Annotated in this window: 32 protein-coding genes; 22 read left to right on the forward strand and 10 right to left on the reverse strand. The window is 35.4% G+C overall.

The features are described from left to right. Window positions 1–8 precede the first annotated feature (8 nt). The 6 genes from LG402_RS09470 (at window position 9) to LG402_RS09495 (ending at window position 3,818) form a co-directional block, all read left to right on the forward strand. Window positions 9–299, forward strand: a complete 291-nt coding sequence (locus LG402_RS09470; protein ID WP_227336846.1) for a DUF2523 family protein — start codon at window positions 9–11, stop codon at window positions 297–299. Window positions 300–309: 10 nt separating this feature from the next. Then, on the forward strand, window positions 310–1,344 hold the full coding sequence (locus LG402_RS09475; RefSeq protein ID WP_227336847.1) for a zonular occludens toxin family protein: 1,035 nt from the start codon (window positions 310–312) through the stop codon (window positions 1,342–1,344). Next, a complete protein-coding gene (locus LG402_RS09480) occupies window positions 1,341–2,465 on the forward strand; it encodes a type II secretion system protein GspD (RefSeq protein WP_227336848.1) in 1,125 nt (374 codons plus the stop codon). Before LG402_RS09475 ends, LG402_RS09480 begins: the two co-directional genes overlap by 4 nt. A 20-nt stretch (window positions 2,466–2,485) precedes the next feature. Further along, window positions 2,486–2,872: a hypothetical protein gene (locus LG402_RS09485; protein WP_227336849.1), complete on the forward strand. Its 387-nt coding sequence runs from the start codon at window positions 2,486–2,488 to the stop codon at window positions 2,870–2,872. 426 nt (window positions 2,873–3,298) lie between these two features. Continuing rightward, the gene (locus LG402_RS09490) at window positions 3,299–3,532 is read left to right on the forward strand and encodes a hypothetical protein (protein WP_227336850.1); all 234 of its coding nucleotides are present in this window, start codon (window positions 3,299–3,301) and stop codon (window positions 3,530–3,532) included. A gap of 73 nt (window positions 3,533–3,605) precedes the next feature. Then, the gene (locus LG402_RS09495) at window positions 3,606–3,818 is read left to right on the forward strand and encodes a YodC family protein (RefSeq protein ID WP_198794402.1); all 213 of its coding nucleotides are present in this window, start codon (window positions 3,606–3,608) and stop codon (window positions 3,816–3,818) included. Window positions 3,819–3,964: 146 nt separating this feature from the next. Here LG402_RS09495 and LG402_RS09500 read toward each other — a convergent pair whose 3' ends face one another. Beyond that, on the reverse strand, window positions 3,965–4,405 hold the full coding sequence (locus LG402_RS09500) for a hypothetical protein (RefSeq protein ID WP_227336840.1): 441 nt from the start codon (window positions 4,403–4,405) through the stop codon (window positions 3,965–3,967). 276 nt (window positions 4,406–4,681) lie between these two features. Further along, window positions 4,682–4,867, reverse strand: coding sequence for a hypothetical protein (locus LG402_RS09505; RefSeq protein ID WP_041705353.1), 186 nt, complete (start codon window positions 4,865–4,867; stop codon window positions 4,682–4,684). A gap of 135 nt (window positions 4,868–5,002) precedes the next feature. Here LG402_RS09505 and LG402_RS09510 point away from each other — a divergent pair, with 135 nt between their 5' ends. From LG402_RS09510 to LG402_RS09565, 12 genes are all read left to right on the forward strand, one after another. Then, the gene (locus tag LG402_RS09510; RefSeq protein ID WP_227336841.1) at window positions 5,003–5,197 is read left to right on the forward strand and encodes a hypothetical protein; all 195 of its coding nucleotides are present in this window, start codon (window positions 5,003–5,005) and stop codon (window positions 5,195–5,197) included. Then, window positions 5,190–6,389 (forward strand): replication initiation factor domain-containing protein, encoded by a 1,200-nt coding sequence (locus LG402_RS09515; protein ID WP_227336842.1) that lies wholly within the window; start codon window positions 5,190–5,192, stop codon window positions 6,387–6,389. Before LG402_RS09510 ends, LG402_RS09515 begins: the two co-directional genes overlap by 8 nt. Before the next feature lie 14 nt (window positions 6,390–6,403). Beyond that, a complete protein-coding gene (locus LG402_RS09520) occupies window positions 6,404–6,670 on the forward strand; it encodes a single-stranded DNA-binding protein (RefSeq protein ID WP_088499277.1) in 267 nt (88 codons plus the stop codon). Between the two features lie 10 nt (window positions 6,671–6,680). After that, window positions 6,681–6,914, forward strand: a complete 234-nt coding sequence (locus tag LG402_RS09525) for a hypothetical protein (RefSeq protein ID WP_227336843.1) — start codon at window positions 6,681–6,683, stop codon at window positions 6,912–6,914. 7 nt (window positions 6,915–6,921) lie between these two features. After that, the gene (locus LG402_RS09530) at window positions 6,922–7,170 is read left to right on the forward strand and encodes a hypothetical protein (RefSeq protein ID WP_227336844.1); all 249 of its coding nucleotides are present in this window, start codon (window positions 6,922–6,924) and stop codon (window positions 7,168–7,170) included. A 129-nt stretch (window positions 7,171–7,299) separates the two neighbouring features. Further along, window positions 7,300–8,562: a hypothetical protein gene (locus tag LG402_RS09535; protein WP_227336845.1), complete on the forward strand. Its 1,263-nt coding sequence runs from the start codon at window positions 7,300–7,302 to the stop codon at window positions 8,560–8,562. An 8-nt stretch (window positions 8,563–8,570) separates the two neighbouring features. Then, window positions 8,571–8,861, forward strand: a complete 291-nt coding sequence (locus LG402_RS09540) for a DUF2523 family protein (RefSeq protein WP_227336846.1) — start codon at window positions 8,571–8,573, stop codon at window positions 8,859–8,861. 10 nt (window positions 8,862–8,871) lie between these two features. After that, the gene (locus LG402_RS09545) at window positions 8,872–9,906 is read left to right on the forward strand and encodes a zonular occludens toxin family protein (RefSeq protein WP_227336847.1); all 1,035 of its coding nucleotides are present in this window, start codon (window positions 8,872–8,874) and stop codon (window positions 9,904–9,906) included. Further along, on the forward strand, window positions 9,903–11,027 hold the full coding sequence (locus LG402_RS09550) for a type II secretion system protein GspD (RefSeq protein WP_227336848.1): 1,125 nt from the start codon (window positions 9,903–9,905) through the stop codon (window positions 11,025–11,027). The genes LG402_RS09545 and LG402_RS09550 overlap by 4 nt, the downstream gene beginning before the upstream one ends. A gap of 20 nt (window positions 11,028–11,047) precedes the next feature. Beyond that, a complete protein-coding gene (locus LG402_RS09555; protein ID WP_227336849.1) occupies window positions 11,048–11,434 on the forward strand; it encodes a hypothetical protein in 387 nt (128 codons plus the stop codon). A gap of 426 nt (window positions 11,435–11,860) precedes the next feature. Next, window positions 11,861–12,094 (forward strand): hypothetical protein, encoded by a 234-nt coding sequence (locus tag LG402_RS09560; RefSeq protein WP_227336850.1) that lies wholly within the window; start codon window positions 11,861–11,863, stop codon window positions 12,092–12,094. Window positions 12,095–12,167: 73 nt separating this feature from the next. After that, the gene (locus LG402_RS09565; protein WP_198794402.1) at window positions 12,168–12,380 is read left to right on the forward strand and encodes a YodC family protein; all 213 of its coding nucleotides are present in this window, start codon (window positions 12,168–12,170) and stop codon (window positions 12,378–12,380) included. 219 nt (window positions 12,381–12,599) lie between these two features. On the opposite strand, the gene LG402_RS09570 is transcribed toward LG402_RS09565, so the two are convergent. Further along, window positions 12,600–12,956 carry a DUF4186 domain-containing protein gene (locus LG402_RS09570; RefSeq protein ID WP_166541279.1) on the reverse strand — a complete coding sequence of 119 codons (357 nt, stop codon included), beginning with the start codon at window positions 12,954–12,956 and terminating at the stop codon, window positions 12,600–12,602. Window positions 12,957–13,223: 267 nt separating this feature from the next. Further along, window positions 13,224–14,144, reverse strand: a complete 921-nt coding sequence (locus tag LG402_RS09575; RefSeq protein WP_166541278.1) for a LysR family transcriptional regulator — start codon at window positions 14,142–14,144, stop codon at window positions 13,224–13,226. Between the two features lie 163 nt (window positions 14,145–14,307). Between LG402_RS09575 and LG402_RS09580 the strand changes: the two genes are divergently transcribed. Both LG402_RS09580 and LG402_RS09585 read left to right on the forward strand, forming a co-directional pair. Further along, window positions 14,308–14,676 (forward strand): hypothetical protein, encoded by a 369-nt coding sequence (locus LG402_RS09580; protein ID WP_166541277.1) that lies wholly within the window; start codon window positions 14,308–14,310, stop codon window positions 14,674–14,676. Between the two features lie 12 nt (window positions 14,677–14,688). Then, window positions 14,689–15,882: a serine hydrolase gene (locus tag LG402_RS09585; RefSeq protein ID WP_227336851.1), complete on the forward strand. Its 1,194-nt coding sequence runs from the start codon at window positions 14,689–14,691 to the stop codon at window positions 15,880–15,882. Window positions 15,883–16,010: 128 nt separating this feature from the next. On the opposite strand, the gene LG402_RS09590 is transcribed toward LG402_RS09585, so the two are convergent. Continuing rightward, complete coding sequence (locus LG402_RS09590) at window positions 16,011–16,643, reverse strand: hypothetical protein (RefSeq protein WP_166541275.1); 633 nt, start codon at window positions 16,641–16,643, stop codon at window positions 16,011–16,013. A gap of 330 nt (window positions 16,644–16,973) precedes the next feature. Here LG402_RS09590 and LG402_RS09595 point away from each other — a divergent pair, with 330 nt between their 5' ends. After that, window positions 16,974–17,519 (forward strand): toxin-antitoxin system YwqK family antitoxin, encoded by a 546-nt coding sequence (locus LG402_RS09595; RefSeq protein WP_162556987.1) that lies wholly within the window; start codon window positions 16,974–16,976, stop codon window positions 17,517–17,519. A 73-nt stretch (window positions 17,520–17,592) separates the two neighbouring features. Here LG402_RS09595 and LG402_RS09600 read toward each other — a convergent pair whose 3' ends face one another. From LG402_RS09600 to LG402_RS09620, 5 genes are all read right to left on the reverse strand, one after another. Beyond that, window positions 17,593–18,297 (reverse strand): ArsR/SmtB family transcription factor, encoded by a 705-nt coding sequence (locus LG402_RS09600; RefSeq protein WP_227336852.1) that lies wholly within the window; start codon window positions 18,295–18,297, stop codon window positions 17,593–17,595. Window positions 18,298–18,374: 77 nt separating this feature from the next. Next, window positions 18,375–18,689: an antibiotic biosynthesis monooxygenase family protein gene (locus LG402_RS09605; protein WP_166541273.1), complete on the reverse strand. Its 315-nt coding sequence runs from the start codon at window positions 18,687–18,689 to the stop codon at window positions 18,375–18,377. A 134-nt stretch (window positions 18,690–18,823) separates the two neighbouring features. Beyond that, entirely contained in the window at window positions 18,824–19,222 is a 399-nt protein-coding gene (locus LG402_RS09610; RefSeq protein WP_227336853.1) for a hypothetical protein, read from the reverse strand. 106 nt (window positions 19,223–19,328) lie between these two features. Continuing rightward, window positions 19,329–19,673 carry a hypothetical protein gene (locus LG402_RS09615; RefSeq protein ID WP_166541271.1) on the reverse strand — a complete coding sequence of 115 codons (345 nt, stop codon included), beginning with the start codon at window positions 19,671–19,673 and terminating at the stop codon, window positions 19,329–19,331. Window positions 19,674–19,754: 81 nt separating this feature from the next. Further along, window positions 19,755–20,225, reverse strand: a complete 471-nt coding sequence (locus LG402_RS09620; protein WP_166541270.1) for a DMT family transporter — start codon at window positions 20,223–20,225, stop codon at window positions 19,755–19,757. A 102-nt stretch (window positions 20,226–20,327) separates the two neighbouring features. On the opposite strand from LG402_RS09620, the gene LG402_RS09625 reads away from it, so the two are divergent. Then, window positions 20,328–21,227 carry a LysR family transcriptional regulator gene (locus tag LG402_RS09625; RefSeq protein ID WP_166541269.1) on the forward strand — a complete coding sequence of 300 codons (900 nt, stop codon included), beginning with the start codon at window positions 20,328–20,330 and terminating at the stop codon, window positions 21,225–21,227. Window positions 21,228–21,249 lie beyond the last annotated feature (22 nt).

Below are 21,249 nucleotides of genomic sequence, written 5' to 3' on the forward strand. Positions count from 1 at the left end.
GTGAAATTATGGGGCGATTACTAACTACATTGTTCAGCGGGGCATTCGGTTTTATTTTTAAAGGTATTGTGGCTAAATTTTTCTTATTTTTTGCCTTGTTTTATGTCACCACTGAATTTATTCCGATTATTATTGACTGGTTTTTGCCCAAGTCAACCAATTTGGCGGAGCTTTTCGGCTCTTTGCCGGATGCTATCTGGTATTTTTTGAATTTATTACAATTTCCGCTGGGTGTGCCTCTGGTGATATCAGCAATGCTGACACGCTTTATTATCCGCAGACTGCCGATAATCGGGTAAGGGGATTTGTATGCCGATTACTGCATATGTGGGGGTTCCACGTTCCGGTAAATCTTATGAAGTTGTGAAGTCTGTGATTGTGCCGGCGATTGCGTCCGGTCGTCGTGTCATTTCCAATATCTACGGGCTGAATGAGGAAAAAATTAAGCATTTCTGTCTGAAACAAAACAGGAAATTATCACCGGATAAATTGGGCTCACTGGTGCATGTTGAGAACAGTCAGTGTATTGCCGAGGATTTTTTACCATCAATTGAAAATCAGGCAACGTTCTGTCAGGCGGGCGATTTGGTGGTGATTGATGAAGTTTGGCGCGTCTGGGGTAGTGATAAAGATATCCCGAAAAATCACCGTTCTTTTATTGCCGAACACGGGCATTTTGTCCATGAAGAAACGGGCGTGATGTCTGATTTGGTGGTGATTAATCAGACAGTAACTGATATTCCTCGTTTTATTAAAGCCCGTATTGAAACCACATACCGAATGCAAAAACATGTTTCTTTAGGGTTGAGCAACCGCTATCGGGTTGATGTATTTCAGGGCGCGAAAATTACCAAATCTAACCGGATGAATTACTATCAGGAAAAATATGATAAGGCGATTTTTGAGCTTTATAAATCAGTTGAAGGTAATAATCCGAATACGGTCAAAACTGATAAACGTCAGTCTATTTTTTCATCGACTAAAGTATTGATGATAATTGTACTTGTTCCTATAGGGCTTGCTGTTTCAGCGTATTTTGTTTACGACTATTTCAATCAATACCTCAATTTAGAACAATCGGGTCAGGTGCAACCTGTTAACACGATTTCCTCAGGTGTTAATCCGTCAATTAGTTTGCCTGTCATTTCATCTAAACCTGTTTTATCAACAAAATGGCGTATTACTGGCGAATTAGTCAGGGAAGGGAAGGCATACGTGATTTTGGCGGATAAACAAGGGCTATTACGCCTTGAGCCTCGCAGTCAGTTTCAGTTTAACGGCAGATTATTACAGGGCGAAATAGACGGACAGTTAGTCAATTACTATTCAGGAGGCTTGCCGTGAGCAGATGGCTTGGTGTGTTAATTTTTTTGGCATTACCCGCAGTAGCGAAAAATGTGGATTTCAAGCTGGAAGCCGTGCCGTTGCCGAAAGCGATTTCACTGATTTATGATGAAGTATTGCAAAAGCCTTACATGCTTGACCCGAATTTAGCTAACGATACCAGCCTGATTAGTTTTCATGCGACTGAAAAACAAGATTTTAATCAATTCATTATCCGTTATTTTCAAAATATGAATATCCGTATTTATGAGAAAAAAGGCGTTGTTTATCTGGCTAAAGTTAAACCGCCAGAGCCGAAAGTGATTAAACAGAGTTTTGTTTATAGTCCGATTCATCGTGATGTTGAGTATTTACAGGGCTTTCTTAAAACCGAGGGCGAGGTTGCTGCCAGTGGTGATAAACTGGTTTTTTACGGTACAAAAGATGAAATATCACGGGTTGAAAGTGTGCTGAGTGCGGTTGATACACCATCCCGTGAAGTAGTGGTGACAGGCTATGTGTTTGAAGTGCAGGATATTGAGAAAGAAGGCAGTGGAATCAATCTGTTAGCTAAATTATTATCTGGCAAGCTGGGGATTAATATCGGCACAAAGCAGAATTATGAAAACTTCATTACCATTAATACAGGTAATTTGGATGCGATGATTGAGTTGTTCCGCACTGACCAACGTTTTCATGTGATCAGCAGTCCGACTTTACGTGTTAAATCCGGTTCAAAGGGTAATTTCAGTGTTGGCTCTGATGTGCCGATTTTATCGAGTGTGACATATCAGGATGGTCGTCCGGTTCAGTCGGTCGAGTATCGTTCAAGCGGGGTCATTTTTGATATTCAGCCGACGATAAAAAGCCAAGCGATTGATTTGAAAATCCAACAACAGTTATCTAACTTCGTCAAAACGGATACTGGCGTTAATCAGTCTCCGACACTGATTAAACGGGATATAGTAACTGATGTGACCGTAAAAAGTGGTGATGTGATTGTGCTAGGTGGTCTGGCTGAAAACAAAGTCGAAGAAGGTGAAACAGGCTTTAGTTTTCTACCTCAAGGTTTTTTATCCGGTAAGTCTAAGGCAAACACCAAAACAGATATTATTGTGCTGCTACAAGTCAAAGTGATTTAAACCATGAAAAGGGGGTTTTTATGGCTGATTTTTCATACATAAAGCTCTTTTTAGATGCTATTGAAAGTGATGATAATTTGAAAGATAAAACCCATGAAGTCTATGATTTTATGAATAAAAAAGGCTTTGTAATTGAAGATTTTTTGTCACAGGGACGAAAAAAGGAATTAACGATCACCTTACCAGAATACTGTTATGAGCGTCTTTCAGCTTTAGCCGCAGATAGTGGATATCCTCATGATATTATTATCATTACTGGGTTGCTAACACTTTGTAATGAAAGAAAAAAAGAACGTGAACGTTTTTTATTATTAAGTGAAAAAATCAATCGATTACTTCATTCAGGTATAGATAATGCGTTTGATTATTTAAAGTTAGCGTCTTTACTGGATCAGGTTAAGAAATAGTGATTTGTAAGCTGATTAAATCGCGGATAATGCGTGCCGCACCGCAGTTTTACGAGGAGCGGTGCGCATTATTCGTGATTTAACATATTGAAAGATAAATAAGAAAAACCCCGAACCGGTTTAACGGAACGGGGCTTTAATGAATCAGGATGTAATCTCGAGTCAAGAGAAATATATCTTTCTTCAGCGCTCAGTATGCCTACGTTAATCACAATTATCAACCGATGCCCGTCAGGGCATGTAAGGCGACACTCAGCAGTGTCCTGTTACGCTGTCACGAATTCGCCGATAAAACGAGGGGACTTATCGGGTAGCAGGAAACCGCGCCTGCGCCCTGAACAGCGTGTTTTTCATGTCCACGGAATTAACAGCAGTTAAGGTGTAAGATGGTCGGAGACAAAAGAACGCTGAAGCGATGAGGCTAAAATGCAATATTTTTCTACCTATCAATCTCTTATGGTATCAGCAAAGTCATGTGACCGCTGTAAACTGCATGCATACGTTGATGATGCTGAATTTCATGAGTTTTTATCCGTAGATCGCCAAGCCGGATATGGTTCAGTTTTCGGTGATGGACAACAGTTAAAATTAGATTTATGCCAACACTGTGTTAAAGCGGTTTTGGGTGATTGGATGAAGATTTCGCCTAATGAAGCTTGAAAAATCAGAAAATTACCCAATGTCTTTATAAGAGCCATACATTGGGTATGGACGTAAAAATAATGGGTGATTTATGTCAGAAAAATTTAATAGTGGTGACGTTGTCAGATTAAAATCGGGCAGCCCAAAGATGACTGTTGATGGGTATTCCAATTTAGGCGATGTCATATGTGTTTGGTATGACTCGAAAAAGAATGATTATCCTAAAAAGACATTTTCTGAAGATGCGTTAGAGCTTTATAAGTCTGAGGATGAAATAGATGGATTAGGTGTATCTAATATCTAAGAGATAGATTTCCTTATTTTACCCCTTGGTTCGCATAATGTTTGACGCTATGTTACAAAAGGGTTCTGAGCGATTGCGGTAGAATGGTTTTGGGGTTTACCGCAATCGAGAAGGTTCGTCTTTACACATAGAGTGCATTGTGCGAATCAGAGTGGTAGCTTTTTTAAATCCATGAAGCTTTTAGTCATGAAATAGATTGTAGAATCAAATTTTCGTTCTTGTTTTATTATTAAACCTTCTCTGATTAACCAGCTATGCAATGAATTAAAATCACTAATTATATTTTCGATATCACTAGTTAATTGTGAAATTACTTTATTTGTTTCTTCTTTAACTTCGGCTGAAAGCAATTCAAATTTTTCTGTTATTGGTTCAATTCTTATATGTTTAACTAGGCTGGAGTTGTCATCACTGTAGTAATCATTTGAAATATAAATGATTATTGGCAAACCGGTTTTTTCGATATCATGATTAAATGTATATGTGAGCATTTCTTGATAGTTCTCAAATGCATATGGAAACATTGAGATATAACTATTTCTGATTAGTAAATACATTTTTTCTAAGGTGATTTCTTTGTTTTTCATTACGCTACCTTGGTTTCATTATTTCATGTATTGCATCATTTTTGTGCATCAAAAAAAATGAGTACGTTTTGACGCCCTTACTGCCGAAAAATACTTTTTTAACTTGATACCATTTTTCCATTACTTCTATGGGAAAACGCTGTCATGTTTTGTGCTGAAAATGAAAAAGTAACTTTTTGCCCACGCCAAACCCCCGTCCTGTATTACGGGGGTAGTCTCAGGGGAACTAGGGACATTCAGACAACTTATCTAACTTTTTTTTATGCCAAAGGAGAATCACTTTTTCTCTTTGTCATCCTTGGAAATCATGTCGAGTTTGGCTTCCTGAAGGTATTCATCAATCAGAAAGTTAACAATTTCAGACCACTTGGTTACTTTTCCCGTCTTTGCCGTAATGTCAACTGCGGCTCTTTCAATCTTAAGGTAGCGATCATTGCTGATCCCTATGCTTTTTCTGGACATAGCTCCTCCCGTCACTTTTTTTGTATTGTATTGGAATATTCCATGTTTACAAACGTGCACATTTACTCTTGTGCACATTTGTTTTGTCATTTATACTTTTTGCAACTGTGTAAATGTGCACAAATGGAGGGGCTCATGAATATCATCTACTTTCACTTCATCGACGGATATGGGATCAATGCCAATATTGGTACTGATTGGGATTTTTTCCGGTCATTTGATGAACTGGTAAAAGAATGTGTATTCCACTTCCATCAAAATTTTGTTTTAGCACCAACAACGGCAACATCAGGGGATTTTATTGGTTACAGAGAGGTTTGCGGTGAATAAGAAACAAAATTTATCTGGAGAATTCAATGCTCCATTTGATAAAAATTTGATTTCAACTTCAATTCCTTCAGTGCCTTATGAGCGACCTGTAATTATTGACTGGTTTGCATTCTCTGCACCTTTTTCTGTTATGAAGGATGTCGATAAATTTCAGGAAAAAGGATTTAACTGGAAAAAGTTTAAGACGTTACCATCGTATCGTAATTATAAAAAATCAAATGTTTATCGAGTTCCGGATAGTTATGAGCAATTTCCGAGTGTGGAAAATGATGTTATGTCTGAAGAACAGATAGAACAGTATTTGAACGATGTATTCAATTGTTATTTTTCACGATTGAGAACATGGCTATCTTCTGTTTTTGGGCTCTATATGGGTGCACCATTAGGGTATGGCGGTCATTATTATTCCGATTCAGCGAGTCTTTATAGTGATGAAGGCGGATGTGAGCGATATGGCGTTGTTTTTTGGGGCGGTAATAATGATTCTTTTTTTGTCCAAATTAACGGTCATGGATGTGCTCATGTTTTTAATGGCACAACACCACAAAAAATTCATAAATGGCTCTCTTTTTTAGATATTACTGATATCAATAGAATCGATTTAGCAACCGATGATTACGACGGTATATTTACGGTTGATGCTGCTAAAAAAGCATTTGAAGATGATGCATTTTATGGCGGAAGAGGCCCTAAACTTAAATGCAAAGTCGAATTTGAATATGATGGGAATGGCAACCGTTCTATTGATGTTTTACGAGTGGGATCTCGCCAGTCTCGTGTATTCTGGCGTGTTTATGATAAAGCCTTAGAACAAAAAATAACAGGGATTTGGTATCGCTCTGAGGTTGAATTAAAGAAAGTGTCTATTGATGTTCTTCTTGATATTACAGGAACTTATGTAGGTCTGTGTGATTATGCTGCGCAAATAAATCCCAGCGAGCCAAAACCTATACCTAAATTATTAGGCAGGAAAGCTACTGATTCTATTGAAGCAAAAGTAAGATGGTTAAGAAAACAAGCTTCTAAAAATATTGCTAAAGTGTTCCATTTTTTTAATGGGGATATTAACACTGTTTTATCCATGATAATCAGAGAAGAGCACATTAGTGATATGAATATAAAATTTGATATTCCTCCGATATATCAAACGTTATTAAATGAAAAATTGAAAACCAATCAATGTCCTTTTTAAATAGGTATCTACTCATGTTAAAAATCGAAATTAATGAAGTTGACGGTAAGGTTAATACGAAACAAGTTGTTTCAAAATCAACAGGTGAAGTATTAAATTTCAGAGAGCAAACTGCTTATATCTATAATGGTGGCGTTTACCCTGAAAAATTTATTATTCAGTTGGATAAAGATGAGCAGCCTTATTCTGCTGGATTTTATACATTAGATGATTCCTCATTCACCGTGGGAGACTTTGGCTCTTTAAAAATAAAAAGAATTAAATTAATTCCATCAAAATAAGGTTTTTCATATGGAGGGGCAGATTGAAATAACAACAAACCTCTGTCATGAAAATGTTTGTAATAATGTTATTTTGCAATTATCAAAGTCTGAAGTAATAAAAATTCAGAATTCAGTAATTTTAAATAACCCACCTTTGGGGAATATTAATGAGAATATTCTAGGGGCAGGGTTAGGGCTTGTCTTAATCTTTTATTTATTAGGTTATGGATTGGGGCGAATGATAAAAATGGTAAATTTATAGGTGCTATATGAAAATTAAAAATATTATTTCTAATGTTTATTTGAAATCAGGCGTTGTTGCTTCTATGGCTTTAAGTTCATCTGCGTTTGCTGTTGATGATGCAGTAACAAATGGTAATTACCTTGATGGTCTTATTAAACAAATCGATGTAGGACCAATCATTACAGGCATTGTTGCTGTCGCGGGTACTATCATGGGCGTTGCTGTAGTTGTAATGGGAATTAAAAAAGTCGCTCGTATGCTCAATGCATTTTAATGGATAAGGGGCTTTACCGCCCCTTTTTAGAGGTCTTTATGTGGGAACTAATGAGCTTTTTTACAGGTATTCTTTGCGGTTGGGCTGTTGTGCAAGGATTAACTGCTTATTAATAAATAGAAGTTAATTATGAAAAAAACAAATATTTTTATCTTTCTTATATTTTTTTCAGCAATTAGTTATGCTTTTGTACCTGCTGTTGTTGCTTTGCTTGGTCAAAATGCGATTAGGACGGGTATTACCCGATTAATTGCTTCAAGGGCTTTACCTGTGGCAGCAAATGATGCCGTTTATTTAACGTTAGTCAATGGCACCAGAGCAGGATTGACAAAATCAATTACCAATCTGTCTATAAAACCTAGTTTTTTAAAAACAGCTTCTGGCTTAGCTACATTTGCTTTTATTGCAGAGCAATTTAATCATCCTGGTGTGATTAACGGAATTGAGTTTACAACGGGTGATATTAAATCGGTTATTTCAGATGACCTTAATTTACCTAATTATCAATTTTATGTTGCTGTTGGTTCAGGTGGTACGCGACCTTATCTATTTTCTAATAATTTAGATTCTCTTGCTAATGATGCTTTTCTTTATGATATTGAACAGGGAGTAATATCAAATACATGCGATAAAAACAATTGTCGTTTTTCCAATCTTCGAGATCTTAAAGTAACAAAAGACACGCCTATTTATACTGTTACTGCAAATTATGACTATGAATTTAAAAATTATAATGGTGATTGGGTTCAATCAGAAAATTCATATTTAAAAATCTTAAGAGATAATCCTGTTTATGATGGAATATCTAAATCTGATAAAATAGTTAATATTGAATCGGCTAAAGATATGTATGTTACAGCTAAGCAACTTTCGGATGCTATAAATTCTTTAATGTTAGAAACGTCTCTTTCACCTGATTATAAAGGCATCCCTTTTTCAACGGAAAAAACCTTCACGGAATCTGAGGTAAAAAAAGCCTTAAATACAGATTCAATACCATTGGTTGAATTATTGAAAGGTTTTGAGCCTTACAGTGATATAAAAAGCATTGAAGAGTTAAATAAAGAATTGAACATTAATGTTGATAATAATCCTGATCCGAATAAACCTGATATCGATAAAGAAGTTGATGCTGATATTAAATATCCTGATTTGGAAATGCCAACTGCTGAACAGATATTAAATCCTTATAAATCATTCTTTCCTGAATTACAGAATTTTAAATTAACACCTCGTAATGCGGAGTGTCCTGTTTGGATCGTGCCGTTTTTGGGGAAGGACTATAAAATTGATTCTCATTGTCCGCTGATAGAACAGAATCGGGGCGTTTTTGAATCTGTGTTTTCCTTGGTATGGGCGTTTATCGCATTGCGTAAGTTATTAAGTGCATAGGTGAAATTATGGGGCGATTACTAACTACATTGTTCAGCGGGGCATTCGGTTTTATTTTTAAAGGTATTGTGGCTAAATTTTTCTTATTTTTTGCCTTGTTTTATGTCACCACTGAATTTATTCCGATTATTATTGACTGGTTTTTGCCCAAGTCAACCAATTTGGCGGAGCTTTTCGGCTCTTTGCCGGATGCTATCTGGTATTTTTTGAATTTATTACAATTTCCGCTGGGTGTGCCTCTGGTGATATCAGCAATGCTGACACGCTTTATTATCCGCAGACTGCCGATAATCGGGTAAGGGGATTTGTATGCCGATTACTGCATATGTGGGGGTTCCACGTTCCGGTAAATCTTATGAAGTTGTGAAGTCTGTGATTGTGCCGGCGATTGCGTCCGGTCGTCGTGTCATTTCCAATATCTACGGGCTGAATGAGGAAAAAATTAAGCATTTCTGTCTGAAACAAAACAGGAAATTATCACCGGATAAATTGGGCTCACTGGTGCATGTTGAGAACAGTCAGTGTATTGCCGAGGATTTTTTACCATCAATTGAAAATCAGGCAACGTTCTGTCAGGCGGGCGATTTGGTGGTGATTGATGAAGTTTGGCGCGTCTGGGGTAGTGATAAAGATATCCCGAAAAATCACCGTTCTTTTATTGCCGAACACGGGCATTTTGTCCATGAAGAAACGGGCGTGATGTCTGATTTGGTGGTGATTAATCAGACAGTAACTGATATTCCTCGTTTTATTAAAGCCCGTATTGAAACCACATACCGAATGCAAAAACATGTTTCTTTAGGGTTGAGCAACCGCTATCGGGTTGATGTATTTCAGGGCGCGAAAATTACCAAATCTAACCGGATGAATTACTATCAGGAAAAATATGATAAGGCGATTTTTGAGCTTTATAAATCAGTTGAAGGTAATAATCCGAATACGGTCAAAACTGATAAACGTCAGTCTATTTTTTCATCGACTAAAGTATTGATGATAATTGTACTTGTTCCTATAGGGCTTGCTGTTTCAGCGTATTTTGTTTACGACTATTTCAATCAATACCTCAATTTAGAACAATCGGGTCAGGTGCAACCTGTTAACACGATTTCCTCAGGTGTTAATCCGTCAATTAGTTTGCCTGTCATTTCATCTAAACCTGTTTTATCAACAAAATGGCGTATTACTGGCGAATTAGTCAGGGAAGGGAAGGCATACGTGATTTTGGCGGATAAACAAGGGCTATTACGCCTTGAGCCTCGCAGTCAGTTTCAGTTTAACGGCAGATTATTACAGGGCGAAATAGACGGACAGTTAGTCAATTACTATTCAGGAGGCTTGCCGTGAGCAGATGGCTTGGTGTGTTAATTTTTTTGGCATTACCCGCAGTAGCGAAAAATGTGGATTTCAAGCTGGAAGCCGTGCCGTTGCCGAAAGCGATTTCACTGATTTATGATGAAGTATTGCAAAAGCCTTACATGCTTGACCCGAATTTAGCTAACGATACCAGCCTGATTAGTTTTCATGCGACTGAAAAACAAGATTTTAATCAATTCATTATCCGTTATTTTCAAAATATGAATATCCGTATTTATGAGAAAAAAGGCGTTGTTTATCTGGCTAAAGTTAAACCGCCAGAGCCGAAAGTGATTAAACAGAGTTTTGTTTATAGTCCGATTCATCGTGATGTTGAGTATTTACAGGGCTTTCTTAAAACCGAGGGCGAGGTTGCTGCCAGTGGTGATAAACTGGTTTTTTACGGTACAAAAGATGAAATATCACGGGTTGAAAGTGTGCTGAGTGCGGTTGATACACCATCCCGTGAAGTAGTGGTGACAGGCTATGTGTTTGAAGTGCAGGATATTGAGAAAGAAGGCAGTGGAATCAATCTGTTAGCTAAATTATTATCTGGCAAGCTGGGGATTAATATCGGCACAAAGCAGAATTATGAAAACTTCATTACCATTAATACAGGTAATTTGGATGCGATGATTGAGTTGTTCCGCACTGACCAACGTTTTCATGTGATCAGCAGTCCGACTTTACGTGTTAAATCCGGTTCAAAGGGTAATTTCAGTGTTGGCTCTGATGTGCCGATTTTATCGAGTGTGACATATCAGGATGGTCGTCCGGTTCAGTCGGTCGAGTATCGTTCAAGCGGGGTCATTTTTGATATTCAGCCGACGATAAAAAGCCAAGCGATTGATTTGAAAATCCAACAACAGTTATCTAACTTCGTCAAAACGGATACTGGCGTTAATCAGTCTCCGACACTGATTAAACGGGATATAGTAACTGATGTGACCGTAAAAAGTGGTGATGTGATTGTGCTAGGTGGTCTGGCTGAAAACAAAGTCGAAGAAGGTGAAACAGGCTTTAGTTTTCTACCTCAAGGTTTTTTATCCGGTAAGTCTAAGGCAAACACCAAAACAGATATTATTGTGCTGCTACAAGTCAAAGTGATTTAAACCATGAAAAGGGGGTTTTTATGGCTGATTTTTCATACATAAAGCTCTTTTTAGATGCTATTGAAAGTGATGATAATTTGAAAGATAAAACCCATGAAGTCTATGATTTTATGAATAAAAAAGGCTTTGTAATTGAAGATTTTTTGTCACAGGGACGAAAAAAGGAATTAACGATCACCTTACCAGAATACTGTTATGAGCGTCTTTCAGCTTTAGCCGCAGATAGTGGATATCCTCATGATATTATTATCATTACTGGGTTGCTAACACTTTGTAATGAAAGAAAAAAAGAACGTGAACGTTTTTTATTATTAAGTGAAAAAATCAATCGATTACTTCATTCAGGTATAGATAATGCGTTTGATTATTTAAAGTTAGCGTCTTTACTGGATCAGGTTAAGAAATAGTGATTTGTAAGCTGATTAAATCGCGGATAATGCGTGCCGCACCGCAGTTTTACGAGGAGCGGTGCGCATTATTCGTGATTTAACATATTGAAAGATAAATAAGAAAAACCCCGAACCGGTTTAACGGAACGGGGCTTTAATGAATCAGGATGTAATCTCGAGTCAAGAGAAATATATCTTTCTTCAGCGCTCAGTATGCCTACGTTAATCACAATTATCAACCGATGCCCGTCAGGGCATGTAAGGCGACACTCAGCAGTGTCCTGTTACGCTGTCACGAATTCGCCGATAAAACGAGGGGACTTATCGGGTAGCAGGAAACCGCGCCTGCGCCCTGAACAGCGTGTTTTTCATGTCCACGGAATTAACAGCAGTTAAGGTGTAAGATGGTCGGAGACAAAAGAACGCTGAAGCGATGAGGCTAAAATGCAATATTTTTCTACCTATCAATCTCTTATGGTATCAGCAAAGTCATGTGACCGCTGTAAACTGCATGCATACGTTGATGATGCTGAATTTCATGAGTTTTTATCCGTAGATCGCCAAGCCGGATATGGTTCAGTTTTCGGTGATGGACAACAGTTAAAATTAGATTTATGCCAACACTGTGTTAAAGCGGTTTTGGGTGATTGGATGAAGATTTCGCCTAATGAAGCTTGAAAAATCAGAAAATTACCCAATGTCTTTATAAGAGCCATACATTGGGTATGGACGTAAAAATAATGGGTGATTTATGTCAGAAAAATTTAATAGTGGTGACGTTGTCAGATTAAAATCGGGCAGCCCAAAGATGACTGTTGATGGGTATTCCAATTTAGGCGATGTCATATGTGTTTGGTATGACTCGAAAAAGAATGATTATCCTAAAAAGACATTTTCTGAAGATGCGTTAGAGCTTTATAAGTCTGAGGATGAAATAGATGGATTAGGTGTATCTAATATCTAAGAGATAGATTTCCTTATTTTACCCCTTGGTTCGCATAATGTATATTATGTTAAATTGAATATAATAACCAATAACCAATAACCAATAACCAATAACCAATAACCAATAACCAATAACCAATAACCATCATGAGATGGATCCTTTCAAGGATTTAGCTTTTAAAACCCTCTTGCCTCAGATACGTGTTAAGAAACGTATTATCTAACTCTATTGATTAATTTAAGAATTCATTTGATTAACTAGCCAACGATGAATTATTTGAACAATATATGTTTGCTCTTCATCCGTTAATTGACGATGTTTTTCTATACCATGCCAGGTTTTTAAACATCCTCGACAACAAGTCGCCGTGGCATGCTGAGCAATAAACACAGGATGTCCTCGCATTGGAGTTTGCTTACCATCATTTTTGGGTTCTTCAGCAGCTAAGCGTTTTTGAATAAAATCTAAAGCGTGTTGATCGATAGTATCAGGGCCTTTATCAATACAGTATTGTCGCTCTTTTGGCCCTAATTTAAACTTTTGTCGAAAAGTTGATTTGGATAATCTGTTAAATAAAAGATCTACATTATTCATTAAATTTTCCACCTAAAACAATGATCGTACGCTTATAGTACATAGCTTACAATGACATATGTTTTAGTTTATTACCCAAACATTGATGGTAAATAAAATTACTAAATGTGGTTATCTCCTATCACCATGAAGAGAATAAAACGCTTCATTGGATAAGTACCCTTACCTGTTCACTCATCATATATTTCTGACAAAGTCATCAAAGTAATAGTTGTAGCGTCGAATAATAGATTGTTCAGCACAAACATTCGATCTTTATCAATATTTTTATATATTTAGCGTTAGATACTCAGAGGTAGAACATGTTTCAATGATCAGTTTTTTAATCTTATCGATAACATCATCATGTTTTCCTCCAATACGATTACCTATCATTAATTCGTAGCAAGGCATATTAACTGGCGGTTCAAACACGACCATTCCTGTTAATTTAGCAATGGCTAATGCAGCATGAGATGGAATGGTTGTTAATAAATAATTACCTGATAGCAAAAATGGTACAGCAGAAAAATGTGTCGTAGAAACCTTTATCTTTCGCTTTAGTCCTAATGGTTTTAGTGCTTCATCCACTACCCCCACAAATCCCCCAGACGACACTAATAAATGAGGATAATCGGCATATTGTTCAATAGTTTGAGGTAATGGATTTTTTTTATCTGTAATGCAAAGATAATTACCTTTGCCTAAACGATGTATTTTTATGAGATGAGATGCTATACCGCCGGCAGTTATGGCTAAATCAATTTGATGCTGTAAGAGCATATCCTGTACAACACGCGAGTGTGTTTGCCGATAAATAACATGAATTCCTGGTAATGCATCATTAATTGTATCTAATAGCTGCTTACCAATCGAAATTTCATAATCATCTGATAATCCAATCGTAATGGTTCTTCCTTCAAAATAATTTTTGGGTACAGCATAAGCTACCACTAAACGACATTGACTTAATGCGCTCTCGATTATCGGCGCTAACTCATTAGCGTATGGCGAAGGTTTTAACCCCCTTCCTGTTCTTTCAAATAGAGGATCGTGAAAAATAACTCTTAATTTTGATAATGATGCACTAACCGCAGATTGAGTTAAACCTAGCCTAATTGCTGCCCTTGTCGCACTACCTTCTTCAAATAGCGCTTCAAATATTTTCATTAAATTTAAATCAACTGACTCGATATCAATTTTATTCATATTAGATAGTCTCTATTTACTGTTGAAGATTTTAGGCTATATCTTCATCATAATAACAACTTTCACATAGAGATTCATTTTATCTATTATTGAAAAATATTTTCATAATAAACAAGTAGTAATGAAATCACTATTTGTTCTAAGTAATAAACAGGAATACGTAATGTACCAATATAAGATATTACTATTATTAATATCTTTCTCTTGTTGCTTTTTATGCAGTGCTTCATATGCCATGAAGGAAATCACACTGGATTGTATGAATAAAGGGGAAGTTATTATTTTTCATACTAATTACAAAATCAGCACACTGAAAAATAATAATGAATTTTATGTATCACCAGGCTCGCAAACAAAAATGATAAATGGTGTGAAATATAGCCTATACCCTTTTTTAAATGGAGATATGTATATTAATCAAATAGATAATAGCCAGTTTCATCTGATTATGTTTCATGATGGAGAACGTATCCAATGTCAGTCAGTGAAATCTAAAAATATCTCGATCACTAACCTTCCCATTGTTAAATAAAAACTGAATACTATGAATAAAAAGATAATCACCCCTATAATTGCTATTCCTTTAATCGCCCTAATCTCTGCCACGACACTTTATGCTAATGAAGAAAAGCCGATTATTTCTGCTGGTAGTTGGGTGCTAATGTCTTATGAAACAGGAGAAATATTAGTTGGACAAGAAGGGACAAAACATATTGAACCAGCAAGTTTAGTCAAATTAATGACATCATATTTGGTAGCAAAATCAACATCATTAGGTTATATCAAAAATAAAGATGTCGTTATTATAGATAAAGAAGCATGGGCTTATGCTAATCCCGTTTTAAATGGTTCGCCATTAATGTTTCTTAAGGCTGGTGAACAGGTCGATGTGGCTTCTCTGAAAAAAGGATTAATGATCCAATCCGCTAATGATGCCGCAATTGCACTCGCGAAGTATATGGCCAATAGTCAAGATGGCTTTGTTGAATTAATGAATAAAACCGCCAAAGATATTGGCATGACAAATTCTATTTTTCAAAATGTACATGGATTAAATGCAGGTAATCAATACACTTCTGCCTCAGATATGGCATATTTAGCCAAACAATTAATTAAAGATTCGCCTAATGATTACCAATTATATAAAGAGGCTACGTTCTCACATAATGGAATTAAGCAGTACAATCGCAATAAACTTTTATATCAAAGCAAACTTGATGTTGATGGATTAATAACAGGAACAACATCCTATAATAAATATCATATTGTTTCATCAGCCACAAACAATCATATTAGATATATTGCTGTTGTATTAGATGCAGATTCATCCGCAACAAGATTTAATGAGGCGGATAAATTACTGTCTTGGGGGTTCGATAATTACACTGTTTATAAACCAGATCTTACAAATACCATACCTGTGCGAGTTTGGTACGGTGATAAAACAGAAATGCAAGTGACTTATCCCGAAGGTACTGCGATAGATATAAAAAAGAAAGATATAGATAAAATAAAAATTAAATTTATATTTAACGATAACTATATTTCAGCCCCTATTAATAAAGGAGATGTTGTTGGCTATGCTGAATTTCTTGTTGATGATAAACAAATAGCAACAAAAGAATTAATTTCCACCGAACGTATTGAAAAAGGTAATTTTTTTAATGATATTTGGGATTTTATCTTGCAAATAATAGATAAGCTAATTGAAGACATTAAGGTTGTTATCAACTCGTAAAAAATAAAGAATATAATTAAACGGTATTCATCGTGATCTGGCTTTACCGTTTAATTTGAAAAATTGAGATTTAGAGGGAAGTAATATTAAGTAAATTATAAGTTGAAATATTACAAGCAATACCCTCTCTATTCTTCTTTATAAATTGAAACAGATGTGAAATTTCGAGGGAATTTTTCGTTCATGTTCATCATTTCCGGAAATACCCTAAATTCCAGCCTAATTTTATTATTGGATTTAAATCTAAACCTATAAATGTAAGATGGTAAATTTGTTAATTCTTTCAAACGCATTCCATTGGGCGCTTTGATCGCAACATAAGTATCTTCAAAGATACTATCAAAAGCTAAATCGAGTGAGTCAAAATCATTTTGCTTAAAGTCTGTGATAGTGAAATTATTTATATCTAATGACAAACTGGCATAAATCCACCCTAATTCCCTATTTTTTCTATAAAAATTTGTGGAAGCAAGTTTATTGTTATAACGCATCCATTTTAAAATTCCCATTTTAGGCTCAACATGAATATATCTACCAAATAGAGGTTCTGCTTCCGTTAATTCTTTTTCTTTATTCATAACGTTAAGAATTTGAGCAAGGATATCTAAAATAATTTTCCTATCATCAGCCGTAAATTGTTTATTTATGCTTTCGCTCTCTTTTTGTTGATGGATGGCGAGATCAGATGTATTAGTTTGCTTGGCTCCAACGTTTAACGAAAAAAATAGCATTAGAGTAAAAACACCAAAATTTTTAGTCATATGATGACCTCTTATACTTCACTAACATATTGGGTGATATTTTTATGATTTATTATAACTAATCATTAAAGGAATAAGTTTTATAACTATATTATAAACATAAAAATAAAGAATATTTATTTAAGTGTGAGTCTGTTATCAACTTACTAGTCGGATTTGTTTAATTCTATTGTTAATGACCTAAAAATCACAAAAAAAACACGCTAGTGTCAGTTATTTCCTATATTCAATTCAATTACCCTACTTTACGCTGATACATATATTTAATGTGAAAATAAATATTTATAAACGGAAATTAATTATTTTTATTTATATTGTGCGAGGATGAATATGAGAATTGTACTTGCTTTGATCTTGAGTTCAACACTCTTGCTCTCTGGTTGTTCTGCCTTCCTTTTTAGCTTAGGTAGTAATCCAGAAATGTCACTGAGTAATGTAAAGTTGATGGAAAATACCACTAAACTAAAAGTGCCAGCTATACCGCCAGGAACAAAAGATGGTGAATATTTACGTTATTATCCAGGTGGGCAATTAAAATATAAGTCATGGGTAACTAAAGGTTGTTATGACCGTTACGTTAATGCTTATTATGAAAATGGTAAACTACAAATGGTCATACCATTGAAAAATTGTGAAGTTAATGGTGTGGTAAAAAGTTATCAGACTAATGGTAACATATACAGTGAAATCGCTATGCGTAATGGCTTACCTCATGGTGCTTTTAAATATTATCATAACACACCTAAAAATAACGTTAATTTGCAGGGATATATGGAGAACAGAGCTCTTATTGGCGTCATTACTCAATATGATGAAAACGGAAAAGTTATTAACAAAGGTCAGGTGTTAGATGGTAAGGTTAAAATCTTAAAATAATCTAATTTAATTAAGCTACCGGCTTTTTATTATTAGTGAAAGCCGGTTTTTTGTTTTATAACTCAAATTCGCGTTATTCCTTTTTTATATTAAAGTAGAACATCAACGCTTTATAACCTTTCTCGCTGATAGTCACTTCTCTATATCCTTGATGTCGTGTTAACCACGCTTGCGCTTCTGCATAATGAAGAAAAGCAGTACCCATTTTCCCACCCAAATGAAAACGACGTTCACTCCAATCCAAACATGGACAGCAAATATTGTGTGAATGCTTTGCTTGAAATTCAATACCCATATTTTTAAATCGCTCAATACCTAGCGTTGTAATAGCACAGCCGTCTTCTGTTATCCATTTTTGCTGGCAAAGAGAATCATAAATATTAACGGCCACTTCACCTGCTAAATGATTATAACAAGTTCTTGCTTTTCTTAGATTTTTAGGTGTTGTTATTTTTGCTTGTGAAATATGGTCAGTTGAAAAGCTCATTAATTTTTCAATAACTTTTGCAATTTCATCGTTAGCTAATCGGAAATAACGATATTTACCTTGGGATATCACAGAAATCAGACCACTATTCAGTAATTTCGATAAATGACTACTGGCTGTAGAAGCAGAAATATCAGCCACAACACCCAACTCAGTAGCTGTCCACGCCCTTCCATCCATCAATGCACAAAGTATTTTGACTCTAGAAATATCAGATATCGCTGCACCAACAGCAGCTATTGCGGATTCTACCGTGTGCTGATATTCCGATTTTATCTCAGATTTAGCCATTTAAAATTTGAGCCTTTTAGTAGCATGTCATTAATGGTGTAATAACGTTATTGTAGCAAGATCGGGAGCCTATTTAATTACAGACTTTCTGTATCAAATGAATATTCGCGGGCCAAAGAAGCAATACTAATTTTATAGAAATCGAAAATAGACTCTCGACCTTCTTGTTGCGCACTTTTATGTGAAATATTTTTCTTCCATTGCAAAACAGCTTCTTCATTTTCCCACCAAGAAAGTGATAATAATTTTCCTTCGGTTGATAAACTTTGAAAACGCTCTATTGAAATAAACCCCTCAACATCTGTTAGTAATGGTTTTAAATCGGCAGCTAAAGATAAATAACGATCCTGTTTTCCTAGTTTAATTTTTACTTCAAATATCACGGCAATCATTAGTGCTCTCCTTTATTGGTTTATAGTGAGTGTATTGATAAAAAATAAACAACACTTCGCTCATTGTTGAAATGAGAGCAATTATCGATTTGTAAAATAAAGCAGAAAGATACTATGAACATCTTCTGATGAAACTAAATCTTCTGATGTGATTGACAAAGTTTTTTCACTAATAATGCTGTTGCACCTCCAATTCCACCTATAAAAGTGCCAAGTATTAATAGATAGATAAGTCCTGTATAATTACTTAAATTTATTCCCATAAGAGGAATAGTAAACATAATAGCGATAGCAGGAGCTAATGAAGCATGCAGAATGGTTCGTTTATTTATTAAATAACCAGCTAAACAACCACAAAAAAATAATAAAACATAAAAGATAATGTTTACAAGATACAGCATTTCCACGCCTGGTTGAGGATCTTTAAATATATAGTTAGTTATAATCTGCAAAATATATCTTGTGAATACAAAAAAAATTATACAAATTACATAGTTAAACCATAATCTATTTTTTAAGGGAACCTTAGCCATTTTATCAATCCTCTCCACATAGATAAGTGACCATCATCGAGATAGCAAAGACCACTGACTTAAGGTGTACTTAATGCTGTGCCTTGTGGCCGAGGCTCTAAGATAATTAAAGATCCATAAAATCATCATGCTCTGAATAATAGTTAAGTGCATTAACTAAATCATCTAATGTTGCAGATGGTTTTTGTTCTAATGCTAAATCAATAACATCCGCAAACTGCTGACCAGAATATAAATAAACGAGATGATTCATTTGTACAATATTTGGGTAGATTTCGTTATCGCTATCATCAACGTCAGGATAATCTGCAATAAAATACTGCTGCCCTATTTTTAATTTATCTTCAATATCATCTTCGCCGTATAAACAAAAATTATCATCTCGCGACTCAATTTGTTTCATTGCCAATATAAGATCTGTTAGGTGGTATTGGTGATCTTTTTGCAACATATATAGACTCTCAGTAAATTTAACAGCAAATTATTACTAATAGCGTACAACGTTTATAGAGATCTGCACTATAACTTAGTCTTATTTTCGTGAGAATTGGACACATAAAACCCCTAAAATAACCAAACCAATCCCTAAGATCTTACTCAATGGAATAGAGTTTTGGCTCATACCAAACCAACCAAATTGTTCAATTAAAGCAGAAATAATCAGTTGCCCTGCAATCACCATCACAAAAAAGGTCGTACTACCAATTTTAGGCACTAGAATTAAAGCAGACGTTAAATAAAGCATACCTGCAATACCGCCAAACCAGATCCAAATAGGTTGACTAAAAAGCTCAGTGCTGAAATTAGGCTTAGGAACTTTAAAAATAAATAAGAGTGGAATTAAAACCGCAATACTGATTAACAGCGATATTGCACTTGCCCATAAAGGATGGCCTAATTGGCGTGCTAATATAGCATTACTGGCGGCTTGAATGGGTACTACTGCACCAGCAAGTAAAGCCAAAGCAGCAAGTAAAAGCCCAGATAATGAAAGTGTTGACATAATAACCTCTTAATTAATTACGGATGAAAATAAATTAAGGGGATGTTAATCAATGATGTTATTTTGAGGAAATGAACAATTTTATAAGGCACTATTCGTGATATGAATAATTTACGGAAACTAGATTTAAATCAATTGGTTACTCTTTTTTATCTATTACGAGAACGCCATGTGAGTCGTGCAGCAGAGCGATTACATAAAAGTCAGCCAACGGTAAGCCATACTCTCAATAACTTAAGAGAGTTATTTCAAGATCCGCTTTTAGTGAGAAAAAATGGGCAATATCAATTAACCAGTAAAGCGGAATCACTTTATCAACCGCTGACTCAAGCATTGGAACAACTCGATAATCTTATTGCACAACAAGACTTTCAGCCGAAGGATTGTAAAAGACGATTTAATATTGCGATGTCTGATTATGGTGCAACGCTAATTTCAACCAAGTTAATTCATTATTTACATACTCATGCACCTGATGTTGATTTAAAAATTTGGCACAGTAGCCGAGAAGAAATGCAAAGTAAGCTAAATGAAGGAAGTTTAGATTTAGCATTTGGGGTGTTTAATATTTTCGATAATACATTACGTTCAAAATCTATTTTTACTGATAAAATGGTCAGTGTGGTCGATAAAACGGTGTATCCCGAAAAAACAATAAATCTAACAGAATGGCTGTTATCACCCCATATTTTAGTCAGTATGAAACCGTTCGATGCCAATGAAATAGACCATCAACTTCAATTAATACATCAACAACGCCGCATTGCGGTTACAGTACCTTATTGGCAAATTGCTCCTCAATTATTAGAAAATACCGATTTAATATTAACTATTGCTGAAAAAGCGATCCCTCAAGATATGCGCCAGAAATTTTCTATATTTGCCCCTCCCATTGATATTCCCGAATTAGAATTTCAGATGATCTGGCATCAACGTAGTGATAATGACAATGCGCTTAATTGGTTAAGAAATACCATTGTGGCGCTTTTAAAAGAAGAATAAAAAATCAAATTCTTCTTTTGGT

The organism is Proteus sp. NMG38-2, assembly GCF_020640995.1.
Classification (GTDB): domain Bacteria; phylum Pseudomonadota; class Gammaproteobacteria; order Enterobacterales; family Enterobacteriaceae; genus Proteus.

Bases quoted from the DNA above. Each gene is read 5' to 3' on its own strand.
- LG402_RS09470 (WP_227336846.1), top strand. From the start codon at position 9: ATGGGGCGATTACTAACTACATTGTTCAGCGGGGCATTCGGTTTTATT.
- LG402_RS09475 (WP_227336847.1), top strand. From the start codon at position 310: ATGCCGATTACTGCATATGTGGGGGTTCCACGTTCCGGTAAATCTTAT.
- LG402_RS09485 (WP_227336849.1), top strand. From the start codon at position 2,486: ATGGCTGATTTTTCATACATAAAGCTCTTTTTAGATGCTATTGAAAGT.
- LG402_RS09490 (WP_227336850.1), top strand. From the start codon at position 3,299: ATGCAATATTTTTCTACCTATCAATCTCTTATGGTATCAGCAAAGTCA.
- LG402_RS09495 (WP_198794402.1), top strand. From the start codon at position 3,606: ATGTCAGAAAAATTTAATAGTGGTGACGTTGTCAGATTAAAATCGGGC.
- LG402_RS09500 (WP_227336840.1), bottom strand. From the start codon at position 4,405: ATGAAAAACAAAGAAATCACCTTAGAAAAAATGTATTTACTAATCAGA.
- LG402_RS09505 (WP_041705353.1), bottom strand. From the start codon at position 4,867: ATGTCCAGAAAAAGCATAGGGATCAGCAATGATCGCTACCTTAAGATT.
- LG402_RS09510 (WP_227336841.1), top strand. From the start codon at position 5,003: ATGAATATCATCTACTTTCACTTCATCGACGGATATGGGATCAATGCC.
- LG402_RS09520 (WP_088499277.1), top strand. From the start codon at position 6,404: ATGTTAAAAATCGAAATTAATGAAGTTGACGGTAAGGTTAATACGAAA.
- LG402_RS09525 (WP_227336843.1), top strand. From the start codon at position 6,681: ATGGAGGGGCAGATTGAAATAACAACAAACCTCTGTCATGAAAATGTT.
- LG402_RS09530 (WP_227336844.1), top strand. From the start codon at position 6,922: ATGAAAATTAAAAATATTATTTCTAATGTTTATTTGAAATCAGGCGTT.
- LG402_RS09535 (WP_227336845.1), top strand. From the start codon at position 7,300: ATGAAAAAAACAAATATTTTTATCTTTCTTATATTTTTTTCAGCAATT.
- LG402_RS09540 (WP_227336846.1), top strand. From the start codon at position 8,571: ATGGGGCGATTACTAACTACATTGTTCAGCGGGGCATTCGGTTTTATT.
- LG402_RS09545 (WP_227336847.1), top strand. From the start codon at position 8,872: ATGCCGATTACTGCATATGTGGGGGTTCCACGTTCCGGTAAATCTTAT.
- LG402_RS09555 (WP_227336849.1), top strand. From the start codon at position 11,048: ATGGCTGATTTTTCATACATAAAGCTCTTTTTAGATGCTATTGAAAGT.
- LG402_RS09560 (WP_227336850.1), top strand. From the start codon at position 11,861: ATGCAATATTTTTCTACCTATCAATCTCTTATGGTATCAGCAAAGTCA.
- LG402_RS09565 (WP_198794402.1), top strand. From the start codon at position 12,168: ATGTCAGAAAAATTTAATAGTGGTGACGTTGTCAGATTAAAATCGGGC.
- LG402_RS09570 (WP_166541279.1), bottom strand. From the start codon at position 12,956: ATGAATAATGTAGATCTTTTATTTAACAGATTATCCAAATCAACTTTT.
- LG402_RS09575 (WP_166541278.1), bottom strand. From the start codon at position 14,144: ATGAATAAAATTGATATCGAGTCAGTTGATTTAAATTTAATGAAAATA.
- LG402_RS09580 (WP_166541277.1), top strand. From the start codon at position 14,308: ATGTACCAATATAAGATATTACTATTATTAATATCTTTCTCTTGTTGC.
- LG402_RS09585 (WP_227336851.1), top strand. From the start codon at position 14,689: ATGAATAAAAAGATAATCACCCCTATAATTGCTATTCCTTTAATCGCC.
- LG402_RS09590 (WP_166541275.1), bottom strand. From the start codon at position 16,643: ATGACTAAAAATTTTGGTGTTTTTACTCTAATGCTATTTTTTTCGTTA.
- LG402_RS09595 (WP_162556987.1), top strand. From the start codon at position 16,974: ATGAGAATTGTACTTGCTTTGATCTTGAGTTCAACACTCTTGCTCTCT.
- LG402_RS09600 (WP_227336852.1), bottom strand. From the start codon at position 18,297: ATGGCTAAATCTGAGATAAAATCGGAATATCAGCACACGGTAGAATCC.
- LG402_RS09605 (WP_166541273.1), bottom strand. From the start codon at position 18,689: ATGATTGCCGTGATATTTGAAGTAAAAATTAAACTAGGAAAACAGGAT.
- LG402_RS09610 (WP_227336853.1), bottom strand. From the start codon at position 19,222: ATGGCTAAGGTTCCCTTAAAAAATAGATTATGGTTTAACTATGTAATT.
- LG402_RS09615 (WP_166541271.1), bottom strand. From the start codon at position 19,673: ATGTTGCAAAAAGATCACCAATACCACCTAACAGATCTTATATTGGCA.
- LG402_RS09620 (WP_166541270.1), bottom strand. From the start codon at position 20,225: ATGTCAACACTTTCATTATCTGGGCTTTTACTTGCTGCTTTGGCTTTA.
- LG402_RS09625 (WP_166541269.1), top strand. From the start codon at position 20,328: ATGAATAATTTACGGAAACTAGATTTAAATCAATTGGTTACTCTTTTT.